General features: G+C 36.9%; 16 protein-coding genes and 1 pseudogene. 10 read left to right on the forward strand and 7 right to left on the reverse strand.

Annotated elements, in window-relative coordinates; translation table 11 throughout:
- Positions 1-81: 81 nt before the first annotated feature.
- Both JNUCC51_RS21235 and JNUCC51_RS21240 read left to right on the forward strand, forming a co-directional pair.
- A complete protein-coding gene (locus tag JNUCC51_RS21235; RefSeq protein WP_337989637.1) occupies positions 82-576 on the forward strand; it encodes a MarR family winged helix-turn-helix transcriptional regulator in 495 nt (164 codons plus the stop codon).
- Between the two features lies 1 nt (position 577).
- Positions 578-1,615, forward strand: a complete 1,038-nt coding sequence (locus tag JNUCC51_RS21240) for a beta-carotene 15,15'-monooxygenase (RefSeq protein ID WP_337989638.1) — start codon at positions 578-580, stop codon at positions 1,613-1,615.
- Positions 1,616-1,733: 118 nt separating this feature from the next.
- On the opposite strand, the gene JNUCC51_RS21245 is transcribed toward JNUCC51_RS21240, so the two are convergent.
- From JNUCC51_RS21245 to JNUCC51_RS21265, 5 genes are all read right to left on the reverse strand, one after another.
- Complete coding sequence (locus tag JNUCC51_RS21245) at positions 1,734-2,849, reverse strand: ABC transporter permease (protein ID WP_337989639.1); 1,116 nt, start codon at positions 2,847-2,849, stop codon at positions 1,734-1,736.
- Complete coding sequence (locus tag JNUCC51_RS21250; protein WP_337989640.1) at positions 2,842-3,540, reverse strand: ABC transporter ATP-binding protein; 699 nt, start codon at positions 3,538-3,540, stop codon at positions 2,842-2,844. Before JNUCC51_RS21250 ends, JNUCC51_RS21245 begins: the two co-directional genes overlap by 8 nt.
- A 199-nt stretch (positions 3,541-3,739) precedes the next feature.
- Complete coding sequence (locus JNUCC51_RS21255; protein WP_337989641.1) at positions 3,740-4,204, reverse strand: hypothetical protein; 465 nt, start codon at positions 4,202-4,204, stop codon at positions 3,740-3,742.
- 482 nt (positions 4,205-4,686) lie between these two features.
- Positions 4,687-5,757, reverse strand: a complete 1,071-nt coding sequence (locus JNUCC51_RS21260) for an IS30 family transposase (protein ID WP_337989642.1) — start codon at positions 5,755-5,757, stop codon at positions 4,687-4,689.
- Between the two features lie 101 nt (positions 5,758-5,858).
- Positions 5,859-6,593 carry a CPBP family glutamic-type intramembrane protease gene (locus JNUCC51_RS21265; RefSeq protein ID WP_337989643.1) on the reverse strand — a complete coding sequence of 245 codons (735 nt, stop codon included), beginning with the start codon at positions 6,591-6,593 and terminating at the stop codon, positions 5,859-5,861.
- 343 nt (positions 6,594-6,936) lie between these two features.
- On the opposite strand from JNUCC51_RS21265, the gene bioD reads away from it, so the two are divergent.
- The 5 genes from bioD to JNUCC51_RS21290 all read left to right on the forward strand — a co-directional run bounded on the left by bioD (position 6,937) and on the right by JNUCC51_RS21290 (position 11,247).
- Entirely contained in the window at positions 6,937-7,641 is a 705-nt protein-coding gene (gene bioD, locus JNUCC51_RS21270; RefSeq protein WP_337989644.1) for a dethiobiotin synthase, read from the forward strand.
- The gene (gene bioA / locus JNUCC51_RS21275; RefSeq protein WP_337989645.1) at positions 7,622-9,025 is read left to right on the forward strand and encodes an adenosylmethionine--8-amino-7-oxononanoate transaminase; all 1,404 of its coding nucleotides are present in this window, start codon (positions 7,622-7,624) and stop codon (positions 9,023-9,025) included. The genes bioD and bioA overlap by 20 nt, the downstream gene beginning before the upstream one ends.
- Positions 8,992-9,582 (forward strand): biotin transporter BioY, encoded by a 591-nt coding sequence (locus JNUCC51_RS21280; RefSeq protein WP_337989646.1) that lies wholly within the window; start codon positions 8,992-8,994, stop codon positions 9,580-9,582. The genes bioA and JNUCC51_RS21280 overlap by 34 nt, the downstream gene beginning before the upstream one ends.
- Complete coding sequence (gene bioB / locus JNUCC51_RS21285) at positions 9,583-10,578, forward strand: biotin synthase BioB (RefSeq protein WP_337989647.1); 996 nt, start codon at positions 9,583-9,585, stop codon at positions 10,576-10,578. It begins immediately after the preceding gene.
- 546 nt (positions 10,579-11,124) lie between these two features.
- The gene (locus JNUCC51_RS21290; protein ID WP_255350007.1) at positions 11,125-11,247 is read left to right on the forward strand and encodes a hypothetical protein; all 123 of its coding nucleotides are present in this window, start codon (positions 11,125-11,127) and stop codon (positions 11,245-11,247) included.
- Between the two features lie 133 nt (positions 11,248-11,380).
- Here JNUCC51_RS21290 and JNUCC51_RS21295 read toward each other — a convergent pair whose 3' ends face one another.
- Positions 11,381-12,544: an aminotransferase-like domain-containing protein gene (locus JNUCC51_RS21295; protein ID WP_337989648.1), complete on the reverse strand. Its 1,164-nt coding sequence runs from the start codon at positions 12,542-12,544 to the stop codon at positions 11,381-11,383.
- A 133-nt stretch (positions 12,545-12,677) separates the two neighbouring features.
- Between JNUCC51_RS21295 and JNUCC51_RS21300 the strand changes: the two genes are divergently transcribed.
- On the forward strand, positions 12,678-14,075 hold the full coding sequence (locus JNUCC51_RS21300; protein WP_337989649.1) for an aminotransferase-like domain-containing protein: 1,398 nt from the start codon (positions 12,678-12,680) through the stop codon (positions 14,073-14,075).
- Positions 14,076-14,227: 152 nt separating this feature from the next.
- Positions 14,228-15,463 (forward strand): DNA polymerase IV, encoded by a 1,236-nt coding sequence (locus JNUCC51_RS21305; RefSeq protein ID WP_337989650.1) that lies wholly within the window; start codon positions 14,228-14,230, stop codon positions 15,461-15,463.
- Positions 15,464-15,589: 126 nt separating this feature from the next.
- Here the strand turns inward: JNUCC51_RS21305 and JNUCC51_RS21310 are convergent, their stop codons facing one another.
- A complete protein-coding gene (locus tag JNUCC51_RS21310; protein WP_337989651.1) occupies positions 15,590-17,683 on the reverse strand; it encodes a hypothetical protein in 2,094 nt (697 codons plus the stop codon).
- Positions 17,684-18,119: 436 nt separating this feature from the next.
- Here JNUCC51_RS21310 and JNUCC51_RS21315 point away from each other — a divergent pair.
- A pseudogene (locus tag JNUCC51_RS21315) lies at positions 18,120-18,927 on the forward strand (alpha/beta fold hydrolase).
- The last annotated feature ends 21 nt before the right edge of the window (positions 18,928-18,948 follow it).

Below are 18,948 nucleotides of genomic sequence, written 5' to 3' on the forward strand. Positions count from 1 at the left end.
AATAATGACCATTTGAAATAAAGTAAAGTTAATAGTAAAGATACCTTTACTATTAACTTTACTTAAAGGATTGATTTAGTGATGACAAAGGATGAAAAACTTATATATAAGCTTGTGGAAGAAATAAATGAAGCTATTTATTCGATGGATAGTCATTTCATAAAGTTACATCAAAATTTAATTAGTGATGAATTATCCCCTAAACAAATAATTTTATTAGATTTCATTAATAAAAATAGCCAAGTGACGATTGGACAGATTGCAAATTATATGAATATAACGTCTAGTGCTGTCGGACAGCTGGTTAGTAAACTTGAAGAGCAGCATTATGTAATTCGGAGCATTAATCCTGAAAACCGACGTGAAATATTTGTAAGTCTTGATACTTCAGGCATTAAGTATTTTGAACGAGAGGAAGAAATAAAACAATTTATTATTTCGAGATATTATTCAAAGCTTGAGATAAGTGAGATTGTGCAATTAAAAGATATTGTTCAGAAGCTCAATCAAATTGTATTAAAGGAAGGAATTATAATTGAAATAAATGAAATTCATTTGAAAAAAGGGGAGATTTAACATGGTTGCATTAAAGAAAAAGCAAAATCTATGGTTAGCATTTTTGTTAGCCGTAATTGCTAGCAATTACACGCTTTATAATACTGGTTTTGGAATATCGATGTTACCTTCTGAAACAAATGGAGTTGTTATTGGCTCATTAATTGATTTTGTTCTTGTAATGCCTGTTTTATTTCTGCTGTATAAAGGAAAGTTTTCTATAAAACAAGCGGTTATTTTAGCAGCAGCTGGTTGTATAGCAGCTCGTTTTATTATTCCGGTAGAACATCTGCAACCATTTGTTGCAGTGACTTGGGCAGGTTTTGCAATTGAAGGTACGATTATCCTATTCGAAATTTTACTAGTTGCAACCCTTGTTCGTTACATGCCGAGAATTCTAGCGGATGTACGATCAACTAATTTACCAGATTTGTTCTCATTTCCAAAAGCAGTTGAAAAACATGCACCTAAGCATACTATTATCCAAGTGTTTTGCTCAGATTTTGTAGTACTTTACTACGCTTTTGCAAGTTGGAAGAGAAAAGAGCAACCTGGTTTAACCTTGCATAAAAACTCGAGCTATATTGCCTTTATCATTATGCTAATCCATGGAATAGTCATTGAAACAATCGGGATTCATTGGTGGCTACATGAGAAATCGATAGTTCTTTCTATTCTATTGCTTATCTTAAATGTATACTCTGTTCTATTTTTTATAGCGGATATGCAGGCGATTCGTTTAAATCCTGTCCATGTAACATCTGATAAATTGTATTTGTCTTTAGGATTGATGAAAAGAGCAGAGGTTCGCTTTGAACAGATTGAAGAGCTAATTGAGGATAAGGAACAATTGGAAGGGAAATTATCCAAGGATACAATTGACTTTATAGCACGTGATTTTGCTGAAGTACATCCACAGTTTATTTTAAAAATGAAGGAGCCTGTGGAAGTGACTTTCATGTTTGGGCTTAAAAAACGTTATAACAATATAGCAATTAAAGCCGACCAAGCACAGGAATTTAGAAAAATGCTACTCCAAGGAATGGAAGATAATAAATAAGAAACAACAGGTGCCAGCAAACTATGCTGGCACCTGTTTAAATATATAAATTGATTTCCGTTGCGACAAACACTGCGCATTCGGAATGGAAATCACCCCCACATTATGATGATGACCCTTAATTTACAAGAGTAAAAATAACTAAGATAACAAAGACACATAACACCGGGAGATTTACAAATCCCTTTAGCAGCCGGCTGTTTGCTGCATTAATTTGTTCATTGTTTACTTGAAAGATTGACCAAATTTTATGCTCGAAAATTTGTTGGATCACCGATTGCATCATAGAGCGTAAAGTAAAATAAAGAATTACAAGTATAATAATTTTCGCCCAAGACGGCACAATTATAGTTAGCCCGATACCCATTGATAAAAAACGCAGATAGCCGAAGAGATACTGTTTTTGGCGAAGCATCGTTTTACATACTATTTCCTCTATAAAATAATCGGAACGTCTAAACATACGCTTTGAATTTTTCCATAGTAGGCGAGGCTTTTTTAATTTCGGTACTAACTGACTTCGAAGCTCAGGAGCAATCTGGAATAAAAGACTTTGCCATTTATGAAAAGCCGTTTGATCGAGCTCCACTTGCTTATCAAAATATTTAGTGCTATAAACAAAATGTCTATTATAATAGCTTGTGCAATAAACAAGAAGTATTAAGTAAATAAGTGCTGTGATAATAACTGGTACATATAAAAAGCAAACTGTACCTAGAATACACATAAAAATATTACTTACTAGCTGCTGCCATTTATGAAGCTTTAATTGTAAAAGTACGTTTGTATAATTATTCGTAAATAGTAGTAGAAGTAAAATAAGTAATTCAAATATTTTTACATGATGAACGATTATAAAAATGGGTGCTAATAGAGCAAGTACAGTACTAAGTAAAATTAGGTGCTTACTTAACGACCAATAAAGACCAGCTTGTTTTAACCGTACCATTTGTTTTCGGTTTTGGATTAAAAAAAGACGATCGGCTCGTTGTAAATAAGTACGAATAGTTTCGATTCGTGTAATAAGAAATAACAGTACAATAATAAACACTAACGGAATATGTATGACCCATGATGTACTTATATTTAAGATAAAGTCTTTATAAAGGAAAAAGCCAATGACTATTGCTGGCACAACAACATATAAGGCGACTGTCCAATCGATAATGTTTGCCAAAAGCTTAAAGTTATAGGAGCGCTCTAATTTTCTTCGTTGCCGCAATAAACTAGTCATGGTGATTTTCCTCAAGTAGTGTGTCGAAAATATCTAGAAGAGATGCATTGTCCTGTTTCACCGCTAAGCGTAATGATGCAAGTGTACCTTGCTGTAAAATTCGCCCATGATCAATCAAGATGAAACGATCACATATTTTTTCGGCCGTATCGAGTGCATGTGTACTCATTAAAATGGCGGCACCTTGCATTTTTAATTCTTCTAAAATCGTTAATAGCTTACGCATTGCCTGCGGATCTAGTCCCATAAATGGTTCGTCTAAAATATAGGTAGAATGCTTGTCAAGAAACGCTAAAATAAGCATCACTTTTTGCTGCATACCTTTGGAAAATGTTGTTGGATAATCGTGTAGCTTATGGTCCAATTGAAAAATTTCCAGTAATTCTTTCGCATGATTTGTTAAAGAATTTTCCTTACCTGCTACACGCATGTAAAAGTCGATATGCTCCCACAATGTAAAATACTCATACAAAATGGGTCTTTCTGGTACGTAGCCGTAAGTTCCTATTGTCACTTGACCATCCACTATTGGTAATACACCCATCATTGCTTGCAAAGTTGTACTTTTGCCTGCCCCATTGGAACCAATTAACCCAACGAGCTCACCACTATTTACTTGAAATTCAATGTTTGAAATAATGGCTTCGTTCTCTACATAGCCACCTTTATATATGTTAATATTTATTGTCATTCACTTCCTCTCTTTGTATATTTACGGATTAAAGAGGAAAATGTTTCAAGTTATAGGGCTTTCAGAAGAATATCTTTTAGTAGAAGGGTTAACTGATTGAGGGAATTGTTGTACAAGGTGAAGTCGACCATTTTCATGCTTTTATTTCGATTCATGTGAGGGAATTAAATAATATTTGTCCTTGCAATAACCCACCTACTTAATCTAGGTGGGCTATTGCATTTAATATGTCTTCACTCACTGCAGCCCAAAATTGTTGCTGTACAGCATCGCAATACACATATAGCTCTTTATTTTGGACATGCTCATATAGCTCAGTAATTGCTTCTTTTTGAAAATAGAGTCGATGATTTAATGCCTCTCTTTCTTCCTCAATACAAAACGATTTATACATATCTGCGAGACGTTCAAGTTTTGCTAACTTTTGTTTCGTCCCCTCGTATTGTGTTTGGTGAAATCGTCCTACTGCTGTAGTCATGGAGATCTTTGCTCGATGCTCGGTAAATAACGTTCGCAATTCTTCCTGACGAATTGCCACACGATACCAAAACTCATAGCGAATAGGTAAGTCTTTTAGCTCGTATGTGAGCAAGGATTTTAAAATAAAACTAACATGCTCATAAGTATCAATAATTTTTTCTGATTCTTTAAAAATACCAAACATACAGCCACCCCCGTTTAGTTTAATACTACGAACGAAGAGTAAAACCCTTTATATTTCCGGAAATACTCAGAAATTAATAAAATGCTCTGGAGCGTAAAGGTTTAGTATGACTTTAGATAGCGGTGATTGTGTGTTTATAAAAAATAAATCTTGCTACACTTACTTATGTAACAAGACTTTTAAAGTTGAAAAATCAAATTGAGTTTATATTTTGAGATTTAGTTTTTTTAATTATTCCCACAAATAATAAAATCCCTAAATTACAATTACAAGTTGAACACTTTTTTCAAAAACACCCCAGAGGTTCCTTTGTCTTCTGTTCGTCGGTCGGCATAGGTCGTTCAACCTGTGTTGGCTAGATCTGCAAGGCGCTTTCCCTTGCGGATTTAGCCAATACAGGTTAGGATTTGCTGCTGACTGATGAACAGGAGACTTTTCTGTTTCGAGGGAGGCTCAAGGGGTGCGGGGTGTCCCCGCAATCTTTAAGCGACAAGTTTCTGGAGTTCCTCCTCAAACAGTTCATTTGGTGTCTTGTAGTCAAACATTTTTCTTGGTAGGTTGTTCATAGCTTCCTCAACCATATGAATCTGCGTCCGGCTATAATCCTCAATCGCATGTCCTTTAGGAATGAAACGACGGATGATTCCGTTGTGGTTCTCATTCGTTCCACGCTCCCATGAAGAATAAGGATGAGTGAAATAGATATCTATCCTATCACCAAACATTTCTGACAACCCCGCGAATTCAGAACCATTATCTGCCGTGATTGATTTGAAGACAGTAGATGCATATTCACCAAATTCTTTGAGGACTGAAGAGAGTGCGTAGTTAACTGAATCAGCGTCTTTCCCGTCCATTTTTACAATGAATTCACGACGGGTTTTACGTTCAATCAAGGTTAATAGCACATCATCTTCTTTATCCTTGCGCCCTACGACGGAGTCAATTTCAAAATGACCGAATTCTTCACGAGATTCAACGCTATCAGGACGTTCTTCAATACTTTTACCGAGAACCGTCTTATTCGGGCGGTGCGTTTTCTTAGTACTCTTGGTATTTCGACGTACCTTTAAGAGAAGGTCACTGTTTCGAGTTTTTAGAAGACCAAGCGCGATATAGTGATAAAGCGTCTTTGTTGAGACCATTTCCTCCGGAGAAAACAACCCTTTGAGCTTCGCGAGACCAACAATCGCATCTGGAGACATGGTCTTTGTGCGATCAAGTAACAGTCCGTCAACGAACGATAAGAATGCCTTCACACGTTCAAACTTCAACGGTTTACGAGAACGAGCCACGTTTCGATCAGTTGTAGCTTGACCTGTTTCCGCAAGATATTGCGTCGTGTAGATATGTTTTCCGTTAATTTTCTTTACTTGAGTGGTCGTGCCACGAGCGAGTTCATTGTAGATTGTCCCACGCGAAACCTTGAGTTTTCGCGCAAGCTCGCTCTTATTTGTAATTCCAGCGTTCAAGTAGCCTTGAAGTTCTCCACGTTGGAACTGTGTAAGGCGTGGTTTCTTAATGCGTGTTTTTATGTTATCCTGTTCTAGCATCGTATTCGAAATCCCTTCTTATTGATTGGTGTAGGAACCTCAATAATACACGATTTCGCGTACGATGTTTTTATTTTTCTAAAGTGTTCAACTTGATTCTACTATTCGCCAAATAATAAAATCCATAATAAACTATTTCCAATAGAATGGGTTGCAAAAGAAGCCCATGTTGAATTAGTAAATTGGGCGATCCATGGAGCAATTAGCATGCTAGGAAGCATATTGATAAAATGCCATTTCAGACAAGCATGAATAACCCATGCCCAAAGTAATCCATTTACTACCCAAGCCCAGTTTCCGAAAATCTCTTGCTGAATAGGAAGGAAAAAACCTCTCCACATTATTTCTTCACTAAGCATAGCAAAAAGGTGTAATGGAATAAATATGGTTAACATTTTCCAATTCCCATAAAGCGTAACACCAAAAAATTCTGATGGAGGTAATTCCATTCTTTTTAATGGATTAAATGGAGCAGGAAGATAACTTGGCGGGGCAAGTATAGGAAATCTCGCAAAAAACTTTCCTAAAGGTTCGAGGAGTTGGTCAAAGATTATAGTAAAAACAATTGCTCCCACAACCCAATACCAGTCGTTTTCTGTTAAAGGGTTGAACCGAAACCTTTCCAAAAAATTTTGCCATGTCCAAGTGTTTCCCTCTAAATGATACAGTAGTAACGCGATTGGAAACAAACTCATTACAGGAAACCATAGAAAGAACCAAAAAGCATAAATTAATGGAACACCCTTTTTAATTAATAGCGGTGTTCCATAGAAAACACCATAGTATACTAACGAACCTGTTATGCCGAAAATAAGTAACTGCACTAGATATGACATTAGAAAGCTCCTTCTATATAAAGGGTGTATTTACAAATAATATATAAACATAAAATGGTATATTTTTCTATGTTTTTTTCTAAGTTCCATCTAATCTACATTAATGTTTCATAGGAGCTTGATTAGAGTGAAGCTATGAACCAGCACTAGATTTTGCCACATGGTAAGAATCTAGTGTTTTTTGGTGAAGAAAAAAGTGGTTAAGTTATCACAAAATTCTCTATTTTTTTGCAAAGAAAAGGGCCGTTTTTGAATAAATGTGGAAATAGCATTTACAAAATAAAATTATATGTGTTAACTTAGAAAATGTTAAAGGTTAACTTAAAAGAGGGGGAGGTTAACGATGCAACATTTTTGGGTTGTTGGAACGGATACAGATGTCGGTAAAACGGTTATCACTACATTACTGATGCGACAATTACAAAAGCATGATTTACAAGTCACGCCTTATAAGCCGGTGCAAACTGGCGAAATTAAGGAGAAAGGACATTGCTATTACTACGATACAGCAATGTATGAAAAGTATTCTTTACAAAGACTAAAGCAAGAAAATTTAAATGGCTATTCGTTTAAGGAAGCTGCATCACCACATTTTGCTGCACAGCTGGAGGGACAGCAAATAAATGTGGAATATTTATTACAGCAAATTCAGTTGTTACAGCAAGCAAACGATGTCGTGATTTGTGAGGGAGCAGGGGGGCTGTTTGTCCCGTTAGATACATATGGAGAAATTACGCTTCTTGATGTAATCGTTCAAAGTAAGCTTCCGGTTGTACTTGTCACACGAACAACACTAGGAACAATTAATCATACATTACTTACACTTGAGGCATTACATGCTCGTAATATTGAGGTTCTTGGCATTGTATTTAATGGAGACATAGGTAGTCAGATGGAACAAGATAATGTGAAAACGATTCTACAACATCATGATTTGCCGTATGCGACGATTCCAAAGCTTGGGGATATTTCACAGATTGTTGACTACTCTATTTCACACACTTCTTTGTTTGAAAGGTTGGTCAAATATGAAACAAGTATTAACTGAATTGCAGAAGAGAGATTTACAGCATGTTTGGCATCCATGCTCACAAATGAAGGACTATGAGCAGTTTCCACCAATTGTTATTAAAAAAGGACAAGGTGTATGGCTTTACGATGAAAATAATAAGCGCTATTTAGACGCCGTATCTTCCTGGTGGGTCAATTTATTTGGACATGCGAATCCGCGTATAAGTCAAGCATTAAGCGATCAAGCATTTACATTAGAGCATACGATCTTTGCGAATTTTTCACACGAACCTGCGATTAAGGTGGCAGAAAAATTAGTCGCCTTAACGCCAGATGGTTTAAATAAAGTATTTATTGCAGATAACGGCTCGTCTGCAATAGAAGTCGCGCTAAAAATGAGTTTTCAATATCATATGCAGACGGGAAAAACAAAGAAAAAGCGTTTTTTAGCTTTAACGGATGCTTATCATGGTGAAACACTTGGTGCGTTATCTGTTGGCGGAGTAGGGCTGTATAACGAAGTGTATCAGCCGCTTTTATTGGATACAGTACGCGCACAAGGACCGGATTGCTTCAGGTGTCCTTTTAAAGAGAATCCTGAAAGCTGTCAAGCCCAATGTATACAGTTTGTTGAAACGGAGCTTAGTCAGCATCATGAGGAAATTACAGCTGTTATTATTGAGCCACTCATTCAAGCAGCTGCGGGTATGAAAATGTATCCTCCAATATATTTGAAGCGATTACGAGAGCTTTGTACGAAATACGATGTTCATTTTATTGCAGATGAAATTGCAGTTGGTTTTGGACGAACAGGTACATTATTTGCCTGCGAACAAGCGGATATTGCTCCAGATTTTATGTGCTTATCAAAAGGGTTAACAGGTGGTTATTTACCACTATCCGCAGTTTTAACGACTGATGATGTATACAACGCTTTTTATGATGATTACGGTACAATGAAAGCGTTTTTACACTCCCATAGCTATTCCGGTAATACACTTGCATGTCGTGTAGCTCTAGAAGTTTTGACAATGTTTGAAGAGGAAAGTGTACTCGACATGATACAAAACAAGGGTGATCGTATGCGAAAACTAGCTATGAACGCATTTGAAGAGTTGCCGTTTGTTGGTGAATATCGACAGGTAGGACTAGTTGGCGCAATTGAATTAGTCGCTAATCGTGATACAAAGGAGCCACTACCGAGTGAGGAACGTATCGGCTATCAAATATATAAACGTGCCTTAGCAAAAGGCTTACTGATTCGTCCTCTCGGCAATATATTATATTTCATGCCTCCATACGTCATATCTGATGATGAAATGAGTTTTATGATTGATACAACAAAAGAGACGATCACGGAATTCTTTGAGGAGTGGGAGGGAGTAAGTTGTTCAAACGACAATCAACACTGTCACTTGTGATGATTGCGATGTTTGCCGCTTTAACCGCAATCGGTGCATTTATTAAAATACCGCTACCAGTGGTGCCATTTACTTTACAAATTGTTTTTGTATTTTTAGCAGGTTGTTTGCTCGGTAGTCGCAATGGATTACAAAGTCAGCTCGTCTACATAGGCGTTGGTTTAGTTGGTTTGCCAGTTTTTACACAAGGTGGGGGCATCACCTATGTATTGCAACCAACATTTGGCTTCCTTATCGGCTTTGCACTGGCCGCATTAGTAATTGGTTTTATGATTGAAAGAGTGGATACTCCAACGAGAAAACATTTTATCGGTGCAAATATTGTAGGGCTCTTTATTATTTATGCAGTAGCAGTTCCATATTTATATGTGTCCTTGAATTTCTGGTTACATATGAAAACGAGCTGGTCACATATTTTAGTAGTTGGCTTTTTAAACAGTATTGTTGCAGATTTTTGCTTAGCGATAGCTTCTGCATTTTTGGCCGAGCGACTTTACAAAGTGTTTAATTCAGCAAGAACCTTAAAAATTGTTCATGTAGAGAGGGAGAATGTTTAAATGAATTGGTTACAGTTAGCAGAGGAAGTTATTGAAGGGAAAATCATTAGCAATGAGGAGGCTCTTGCCATTTTAAATAGTGATGATGATGAGCTTTTAAAGGTGATGGACGGTGCCTTTGCTATTCGTAAGCACTACTATGGGAAAAAAGTAAAATTAAATATGATTATGAATGCTAAGAGCGGTTATTGCCCAGAGGATTGTGGCTATTGTTCGCAGTCATCTAAATCAACAGCACCGATTGATAAATATCCATTCATTACGAAAGAAGAAATTTTAGCAGGGGCAAAACGAGCATTTGACAATAAAATTGGCACTTATTGCATCGTGGCGAGTGGTCGTGGGCCAACTCGAAAGGATGTCAATGTTGTAAGTGAAGCTGTTACAGAAATTAAAGAGAAGTATGGCTTAAAAGTATGTGCATGTCTTGGCTTATTAAAAGAAGAACAGGCACAGCAATTAAAAGAGGCAGGGGTGGATCGTTACAATCATAACTTAAATACATCTGAACGACATCACTCTTATATTACTACGTCCCATACGTATGAAGATCGTGTTAATACGGTTGAAATAGCGAAAAAGCATGGAATATCACCTTGCTCAGGTGCCATTATTGGTATGAAGGAAACAAAAGAGGATGTCGTGAATATTGCACGTGCACTTCATCAATTAGACGCGGATTCCATTCCAGTTAACTTCTTAAATGCGATTGATGGCACGAAACTAGAAGGGACGAAGGAATTAAATCCACGCTATTGTTTAAAGGTTTTAGCGTTGTTCCGTTATATTAATCCAACAAAGGAAATTCGTATTTCTGGTGGTCGTGAAATCAATCTTGGGTCGCTTCAGCCATTAGGGTTATATGCAGCAAACAGTATCTTTGTAGGGGATTATTTAACAACTGAAGGACAAGAAGCAAACAGTGATTATCGTATGCTTGAGGATTTAGGCTTTGAAATTGAATTAACGAAAAAACAAGAAGCAACATTCTGCTAAATAAAAACTTATCCCGTATTAACGGGCAGTAATGAACTGCCCGTTACTGCGCGATTGGTGAAGGCTAATAATCAGTGCCGGATAAAGAAACCCCACTGATTAAAGTTTCACCTTATGAAATAAAATCTACTACTACTACTTAATTATCATCGAATTGGAAAGTCGTATGTGCGTCGTGGAAAAGGCGTACATACGGCTTTTTCTGTTGGATTGAAAATTTCATAGAAACTGAAGTGATCGGGTTCATCAAGAAAACTGCTTAGGTCCGTCGAAAACCCACGATAGGCTAATAAGGGATAAAAAGTGACGAAGCTAACATAAAAAGAACTGTTTTTATGCCTTCAAAAATCCGATTTTCACAAATTGTTCAATGAAAGCGTTTTGAAATTGAACAGTTTGTGAAGGGCTTCACATAACGCTTTATTTTTAAAAAAATTGGCGTAAAATAAGAATCAAGCAAGGGATTGTTAAAAACAGTTAGAAAAAAGTATCACGGTTTTAAGTGGTTGTTATATTACAAAAACAAATTGGAAGGGAGAAATTATGATGTGGGTTATTACAGTATTTGATAAAAAGGACGTTCGGATTTTTGAGTATACAAATAAAGATGAAGCAACACAGGCTTTAGCGAAATTTAAGAAAAATGCAGTTTTAACGTATACAAAATAATTTCAGATTAAAGTGAAGCACCCCTTTTCGACGCTACAGCGCACGAAGAGGGGTGCTTTTTTGTTGTACTGATTTTCTTGTATTAAATTAATAATCCGTGGAGAAAGAACACTCCACGGATTAAAGTTTCCTTTTATAAAATACTACTTAAGCGTTTAATACCTTCTCGGATGACTTCAGGTGTTGCATTCGTATAATTTAGGCGCATTGTATTCACACCAGTTTTTGATGTGTAGAATGGATCGCCAGGTACGAAGGCTACTTTTTGATCCATCGCTTTATGGAAGACATCCACAGCCGAAGCGCCGTTGTTCATTGTAGCCCAAATGAACATTCCACCCTCTGGTCGTGTGTAGTCCACATGTGCTGGGAAAAACTCCTCCATCGCATTGAGCATAGCATCTGCTTGATTTTTATATAACGCTATAATTTTCTGAACGTGTTCCATATAATCATTGTTTGCTAGATAATCATAAATTACATATTGAGAGAAAATATTTGTGTGTAAATCAGTGGCTTGCTTCGCTGTTTCGATATGTTGCAGTAATTCTTTATTCTTTGTAATGATAAAGCCAAGACGCATTCCTGGTGTAACTGTTTTAGAGAAAGAACCTAGTAAAATACTATTTTCTAATTTACCAGCACCAATGTATGGTAATGGCTCACCTTGGAAGCGTAATTCTCCATATGGATCATCCTCGATTAACGCTACATCATATTTTGCCATGATTTCGCAAATTTGCTGACGTTTTTCTTTAGAATACGTAAGACCTGTTGGGTTTTGGAAATTTGGAACTGTATAAACGAATTTTACATTTGGTTGTTGTAGTGCATGCTCTAATTCTTCTAAGTTTAATCCATCATTTTCAAGTGTTACACCATAGAAAGTTGGCTCACTTAATGTGAAGGCTTGAATAGCACCTAAATAACCAGGCTCCTCAATAACGATACCATCACCCTTGTCAATAAGTACTTTCCCAAGTAATTCAAGAGCTTGTTGTGAGCCTGTAGTAATAAATACATCGTCAGCATGTATATCTAGTCCATGTACACGTTGATATTTTGCAGCAATGTACTCACGTAAAGGCGCATACCCTTGTGTAGAAGAGTATTGGAATAGACGACTACCGTTTTCTGTAATAGCATGGTTCGCAGATGCCTTTAACGCTTCGATTGGGAAAGAAATTGGGTTCGGAAGCCCACCTGCGAAAGAAATGACATCATCTGATTCAGTTACTTTCAAAATATTTCGGATGAATGAGGACGGGGTATTTAATATCTTTTCTGAAAATTTCATAATTTATCGTTCCTTTTTTCTGATTTTTTAAAAATTATATCATTGTCATCATATGCATACAATATTATCATTGTATGCAAGACAATTAAATATTGTATGCATAAATTTAGAGAGAAGGAGCTTAGCTTAGAATATGCCAGTTAATTCGTTTGAAGAATATCCAATGAGTTGGAAACCGGACATTAGTAAAAGTTCGGCACCATTATATATAGCAATAGCTGAACAGCTTGAACAAGATATAAAGGATGGAAAATTATCGCCAGGCACCAAGCTACCTCCTCAGCGTGAGTTAGCTGATTTTTTAGATGTTAATTTAAGCACGATAACAAGAGCTTTTAAACTATGTGGCCAGAAGGGGCTTATTTATGCTTCAATCGGTAATGGTACATTCGTTTCATCAGATGCAGCGACAAATAAAATGTTATTACCGACAAGTAATTCTTCTCAGATGATTGAAATGGGTTCTGTAATCCCAGAAAATCATGCTAATGAGGATATAGCACGTTATATGAAAAGGATGATGAATGACCCTAATTTCAGCAAATTATTTCAATATGGGCGACCTGAAGGAAATGCATGGCAAACGGAGGCAGCAATGAAGCTTTTTGAAAAGGTCAATTTTCAAACGGATCAACCTGTATTGCTTGGAGCGGGTGGACAAAATGCCATTGTTGGAACTCTAGCTGCATTGTTTCAGCCAGGAGATCGAATTGGTACAGATCCCATTACATATGCAGGTATAAAAACAGCAGCAACTATGCTTGGTATCCAACTAGTAGCAATCCAACAACGAAACGGAGAAATGACAAGAGAAGGGATATTATACGCTTGTAAAAATGAGCATATAAAAGGTCTTTATGTTATTCCAGATTTTCACAATCCAACTACCCATACAATGTCGATGGATACAAGAAAGATGATTGCGGAGGTTGCAAGGCAGAAAGATTTAATCGTCATTGAGGATGCGATTTATAGTTTTCTTAAGGAGAAGCCACTTGCACCAATAGCGTCCTATGCTCCTGAAAAGGTAATTTATATTGCCAGTGTATCAAAAACCATTTCACCTGGCTTGCGACTATCCTATATTGTGTCACCTCCAGTTCTACGAAAAAAAATAATGGAAACACTGTATAATATAAATATTTCAGTGTCTCTAATGATGGTGGAGCTTACAGCAAGGATGATTCATGATGGCGTTGCACAGACAATTTTAGAGAAGCACCGCTTGTATGCAAAGCAACAAAATGCTCTTGTCAATCAATATTTAGGAGATTATAACATTTTAGGAGAAGAAGAATGCATTTTCAGATGGCTTTTACTTCCTGAAAAATTCACCAGTGTTCAGTTTGAATTGCTAGCATCAAAAGCAGGGGTGCAAGTGTATGCAGCCGAACGTTTTGCAGTAGGAAATGCTAAGCCTTTAAATGCGGTTCGTTTAGCAATCACTGCTCCTGAAAATCACCTTGAACAAGCACTAATCATTTTAAAGGATTTACTTGAAAGTGATGGTGATTATACATTTGTTGATTAAAGTTAGGAAGGCTTATAATAAAGGTATGTAAAGAAAAGTCGATGGCGCATAAAGGGTATATTATTTTTTATTTTAAATATGAATAGTTTTTATGCGCATTGAACGGGTGTATAGCCCTGTCTAAAGGGCAAGCCAGAATGAGGTGATAAAATATGAATAAAGGTAGAATCATTTTACATATTGACCTTAATTGCTTTTATGCCTCTGTTGAACAAATTTATGATCCCTCATTAAAAGGGAAGCCAGTAGCCATCGCAGGGAATCCTAAAGAGCGTAGAGGTATTATTATTACGTGTAGCTACGAAGCAAGAGCCAGTGGTGTTTATACAACTATGAATGTCGGGGAGGCGCGGCGGAAGTGCCCAGAGCTAATTGTGCTACCTCCTAATTTTGATCGATATAGAGCTGCGTCCAAGTCATTTTTTAATTTGTTAAAAGAATATAGCGAAATTCTCCAACCAGTTTCAATCGATGAAGGATATTTGCAACTTCCTATAGTAGAAGGTCAAAATGTATTGCAACATGTACAAAATATGCAAGATAGAATTTGGAAAGAACTGCATCTCCCTTGTTCGATCGGTATTGCACCGAATAAATTTTTGGCAAAAATGGCGAGTGATATGAAAAAGCCAATGGGTATAACAGTACTCCGAAAGCGTGACGTGCCAACAGTATTGTGGCCGATGAATGTCATTGAGATGCATGGGGTAGGCAAAAGTACAGCGGAGAAATTAGGGAATTTAGGTATCCGAACAATTGGAGAACTAGCTGTAGCTGATGAATATGTATTAAAGCAAAATTTCGGCATTAATGGTCAACGTATGAAGCAAAAGGCAAATGGTGAAGATGATAGACCTGTCGATCCAGAAGCAATATACGATACGAAAAGTGTAGGAAATTCAACAACGCTTTCTCATGATACGACAGATAGAGATGAATTATTTAAAATTATTTCAACACTTTCTGAAAAGGTAGCAGACAGATTAAAGGCCAAGAAACTTGCTGGAGTAACTGTAAGTATTATGATTCGTTCAGCTGATTGGGAGACATGTACACGGAGTAAGTCCATCAATAACGCGATTCATTCAAAAGAGGATATAGTTGAGCATGCCTGGTATCTTTTTAATAAGCATTGGGCCGAAGAACCTGTTCGATTACTGGGTGTTACCGTATCGAATGTCAGTGATATTAAAGAAACGACACAGCAGCTAACGTTATTTAATTTTGAAGAGCATGTAAAAGATGAACCAATCATTAAACTTGTTGATCAAATCGAGCAAAAGTTTGGAAAAGGAACGATTTTGCGGGGTTCAGATATTGCCAAACCAGTAGGGAAATATCAAGCAAATACGAGTTTTAGTAAGGACTTTTGGGACGAACATAAATAAGTAAAATCAATTAGAAAACCGTCATTTCGATCAATTTTTTTCGAAATGACGGTTTCTTTGTAGTTGGAATAGATTTAAGGCATGTAATTTAACTATGAGTAGTGTTTAAACTTATTAAGGTAGTAGTTATGTGTTTGTAAAAGATTCATTTTCCTTTTGTCCATAGGTTTCACCGCGATTTTTGATTTTTTGTAATACACTATCTAAAACATTTCGTTCAGACAGAGTTTGATATAGGACTTTTTGTACTTCTGCCGCTTCCTTGTTTTCTGCTTGGTTACTTAGAAATTCACTATAGGTTACCATATATTGATGATAATCTATGTTGGAAAGTGTTTTAGCCGCTATTTGTTTGTGCGCAGTTAAAGCAGAAGTAAACTGTTTACGTGCTTCATCTGGTTGGGCAGGTATTATTTTGATTTTACCTCTTGTATCTGAGTCCTCTTTGAAGTCAAGGAATTGATAATCGAACGCCAATGGTTTAGCAAGAGCGATATGAGCATGAAGAGCAACTGCATGATCACTAAGTTTTTCCGTTACCTCACGAAGGATATCGTTCCCTTTTTCAAAAAAACGGCTGCCGTCGAATGCAAGGATACGGCCCACTTCTTCAGAGAAATAATCTTGAGCAAGGAATTCTTGATCGTATCCAGTTGGTGGTAAAACTCGTAGCCTTAAGTTGTTAGATACGATGTTACTGCCGTTTATTTGTAGGGCTACTTGAATGTTATAGAATCCTGGATCATCAATTAACCAGCCATTTTTCCCTACGGAAGCGAAAATGGTTTCATATAGTGATTCTCCAGGCATAAGTACCTTGTTCTCTAGGTTCCTTAAATATTGAACATAAGGTAGTAAACGACGCCCTTGTTTACCATCTTTTTTAACAATTACAGACATTCCATTTAAATCGGACAATATATGCTTATTTATTAACTGAGGTTGATTTGAAGTATTAGTTAGTTTGATCTCTATAACAGTAGGTTCTAACCATTGGAATATAGGTGTTTTACGGTTAACTCTCAATTCAAGATTAAAAGAAGGGTGAATTGAAATGATCGGTTGTTCAAACCCATGATCAACAGCCCAGTCAGCATTACCCATTTGTACGAAGCGCTCAGGTGCGTGTCGCAAAAACAATAGCTCTTGATCGCTAAAACGATACTCAAAGTTTTTAAAGAACTCCTGTTGGTTGCCATCATATTTGTAAGGATAATTCATAAAGCTTAGAGCCTTTGGTTCTGGAGTAAGAGGGCGCTCCAACGGTTCCCAAGGATGACCTAGGTGTTTTTGCCAAGAGTGCAGGAGATTGAAAGCATGTCCCATTTCATGGCAAGTACACCAAAAACGATATCGCTGTACCCAAGCTTCTGGGGAGGAGTCACCTTTAGGTGGATCAGAAATAAATGAATTATTAAAAATGGCTGTCCCTTGACGATGATTCGGACCTATACTATCAAACATAATACCGCCCAGACCATGGCCTTCTTCAGCTTCCGAATTTGCAAAGAATGTCCACATGGACCATTGGGGCTTATTATCAAAGTTTGACCAATATACCTGCATGGCATCATGCATTTCTTGAGTGTTCCACTTTTTATCAGTTCCTGTATAGTCTTTGGAAACAATATTATTACCATCAGATATTTTTACATCAAACCCAGTTCGTTTAAAAACCTCTGAGATTGATAGAGTTTCATCCGGCAAAGATGTAGGCTTGTCTGGATGAGCGTGCGTTTGATAGGTTGTTACTGGCGTTGTACCTTCTTCAGCATCGAATTCAAATTCCACAGGGTGGAAGTAAGGAGATTGAAACTGGAACGTGCTAGTTCTGTCTGTCTCACCTCCGATAAGAAACTCGACTTCGGCAGTATGCTGTTCAGGCAATGAACCTCGTGTTACCTGTATTTTTACATTTGTATAAGGAAATGATTGTATTTCGTCTAGGTATTTATTTCGAATATTGCCTGTCCAAGTATCTGGACCATTAGCTGTTAACTTAGCAATCCAATGAATAGTAGAAGACATGTTTGAAATAATAGTTCCGCTTGCTACCATTTGAGGGTAGAGTCCGTCTACGTCGAGGCGAAGTTCCTCTCTGATTTGCTGTTCACCCCATGCATATAAACCGCTAATTGGTGAGAGGGGAAATTCTCCTAAACTGGAAGGGTTAATGGCTTTTAATAATTCTTTTGGTTCTTTTGTTTTGCTTTGCTCCATCTTTATTACCTCCATGTTTATTATTTTTTTGTCTTTCTTCCTCAATCCCAAGAGCCACAGTGCTTCAAAAAATGCAAAATGTGTTTCAAGTATTATATATGCAGCAGAAACTATAAATATGACACATAAACACTATAAATTGGTAAAATAATTACTATGTGTAAAAATATAGCCCATAACCATAACGTGTGGTTGATTTCCGTTCCGACTGGGCGCTTTCCTGGGGGCGTCCGATGAGCCGCTTCACTCGCTTCACTCGCTCCAGGGTCTCATCTGTGACGCTGATCCCCGAGGAGTCGCCCAGTCTCCACTCCAATCAACTTATATACACGGCATACACTTTAACAAAAGTTATCCACTGCTTTTGGTGATGATTTGAAATATGTTAGAATAATCTGTTTATTTCCCGAGAAATACAAGAACAAAGAAAGCAGGTGTGGTAATGCATTATAAGGAGTATGGTGATCTACAGAAGCCACTCATATTATTGATTCATGGAGGTGGTGTTGGAGGGTGGATGTGGGATAAACAAGTCCAATACTTTTCCGATTATCATTGCGTTGTACCAGAATTAATAGATAACGAGGTTAATAATACCTCTGATTTTTCAATTGAAGAAGTGCAAAAAAGCTTCTATTTTTAATAGAAGAAAAAGCAAGAAATAAACGTGTCATAGTAGTAGGATTTTCATTAGGAGCACAAGTTGCTATTCAAATGGTTAGTCTAAAACCGCAATTAATAGATTATGCCATCATCAACAGTGCTTTAGTGACACCTTCCCCAATTGCAGAAAAATGGATTAGACCATTGATAAAATTATCATTTCCTCTAATAAAAAATAAATCATTCGCCAAGCTTCAAGCTAAAACATTATATGTAGATCAAGAATATTCTGAGCAATATTATCAAGATAGTTCAAAGATAAAATTAGATACCCTTATTAAAATATTGCAAGAAAATATGTCTTTTACAATCCCGCATGATTTTTCAAAAGCACAATGTAACATTTTAGTAACTGTCGGTGAAAAAGAGAAGAGTAACATGAAAAAATCTGCGATCCTACTTGTGAGTAGTAATTTTCCAATTGTCAAGGTGTAGTGCTATCGAACATCTGCCACGGTGTCTCATTAACGAACCCTGTGTTTTTTAACCATTTTGTTGAAGAGTGGATTAAGGATGGAAGTTACCAGATGGGGAGGTTATCAATTAGTCATAGTGCAAGAAGGAATCTTCCGTCACTTTAGATTGGACAGAAACAAGAAGGT

This window comes from Lysinibacillus sp. JNUCC 51 (assembly GCF_015999525.1).
Lineage (GTDB): Bacteria > Bacillota > Bacilli > Bacillales_A > Planococcaceae > Lysinibacillus > Lysinibacillus xylanilyticus.

Bases quoted from the DNA above. Each gene is read 5' to 3' on its own strand.
- JNUCC51_RS21260 (WP_337989642.1), bottom strand. From the start codon at position 5,757: ATGCTAGAACAGGATAACATAAAAACACGCATTAAGAAACCACGCCTT.
- JNUCC51_RS21290 (WP_255350007.1), top strand. From the start codon at position 11,125: ATGTGGGTTATTACAGTATTTGATAAAAAGGACGTTCGGATTTTTGAG.
- JNUCC51_RS21305 (WP_337989650.1), top strand. From the start codon at position 14,228: ATGAATAAAGGTAGAATCATTTTACATATTGACCTTAATTGCTTTTAT.
- JNUCC51_RS21245 (WP_337989639.1), bottom strand. From the start codon at position 2,849: ATGACTAGTTTATTGCGGCAACGAAGAAAATTAGAGCGCTCCTATAAC.
- JNUCC51_RS21310 (WP_337989651.1), bottom strand. From the start codon at position 17,683: ATGGAGCAAAGCAAAACAAAAGAACCAAAAGAATTATTAAAAGCCATT.
- bioB (WP_337989647.1), top strand. From the start codon at position 9,583: ATGAATTGGTTACAGTTAGCAGAGGAAGTTATTGAAGGGAAAATCATT.
- JNUCC51_RS21250 (WP_337989640.1), bottom strand. From the start codon at position 3,540: ATGACAATAAATATTAACATATATAAAGGTGGCTATGTAGAGAACGAA.
- JNUCC51_RS21265 (WP_337989643.1), bottom strand. From the start codon at position 6,593: ATGTCATATCTAGTGCAGTTACTTATTTTCGGCATAACAGGTTCGTTA.
- JNUCC51_RS21300 (WP_337989649.1), top strand. From the start codon at position 12,678: ATGCCAGTTAATTCGTTTGAAGAATATCCAATGAGTTGGAAACCGGAC.
- JNUCC51_RS21240 (WP_337989638.1), top strand. From the start codon at position 578: ATGGTTGCATTAAAGAAAAAGCAAAATCTATGGTTAGCATTTTTGTTA.
- JNUCC51_RS21255 (WP_337989641.1), bottom strand. From the start codon at position 4,204: ATGTTTGGTATTTTTAAAGAATCAGAAAAAATTATTGATACTTATGAG.
- JNUCC51_RS21235 (WP_337989637.1), top strand. From the start codon at position 82: ATGACAAAGGATGAAAAACTTATATATAAGCTTGTGGAAGAAATAAAT.
- bioA (WP_337989645.1), top strand. From the start codon at position 7,622: ATGAAACAAGTATTAACTGAATTGCAGAAGAGAGATTTACAGCATGTT.
- bioD (WP_337989644.1), top strand. From the start codon at position 6,937: ATGCAACATTTTTGGGTTGTTGGAACGGATACAGATGTCGGTAAAACG.
- JNUCC51_RS21295 (WP_337989648.1), bottom strand. From the start codon at position 12,544: ATGAAATTTTCAGAAAAGATATTAAATACCCCGTCCTCATTCATCCGA.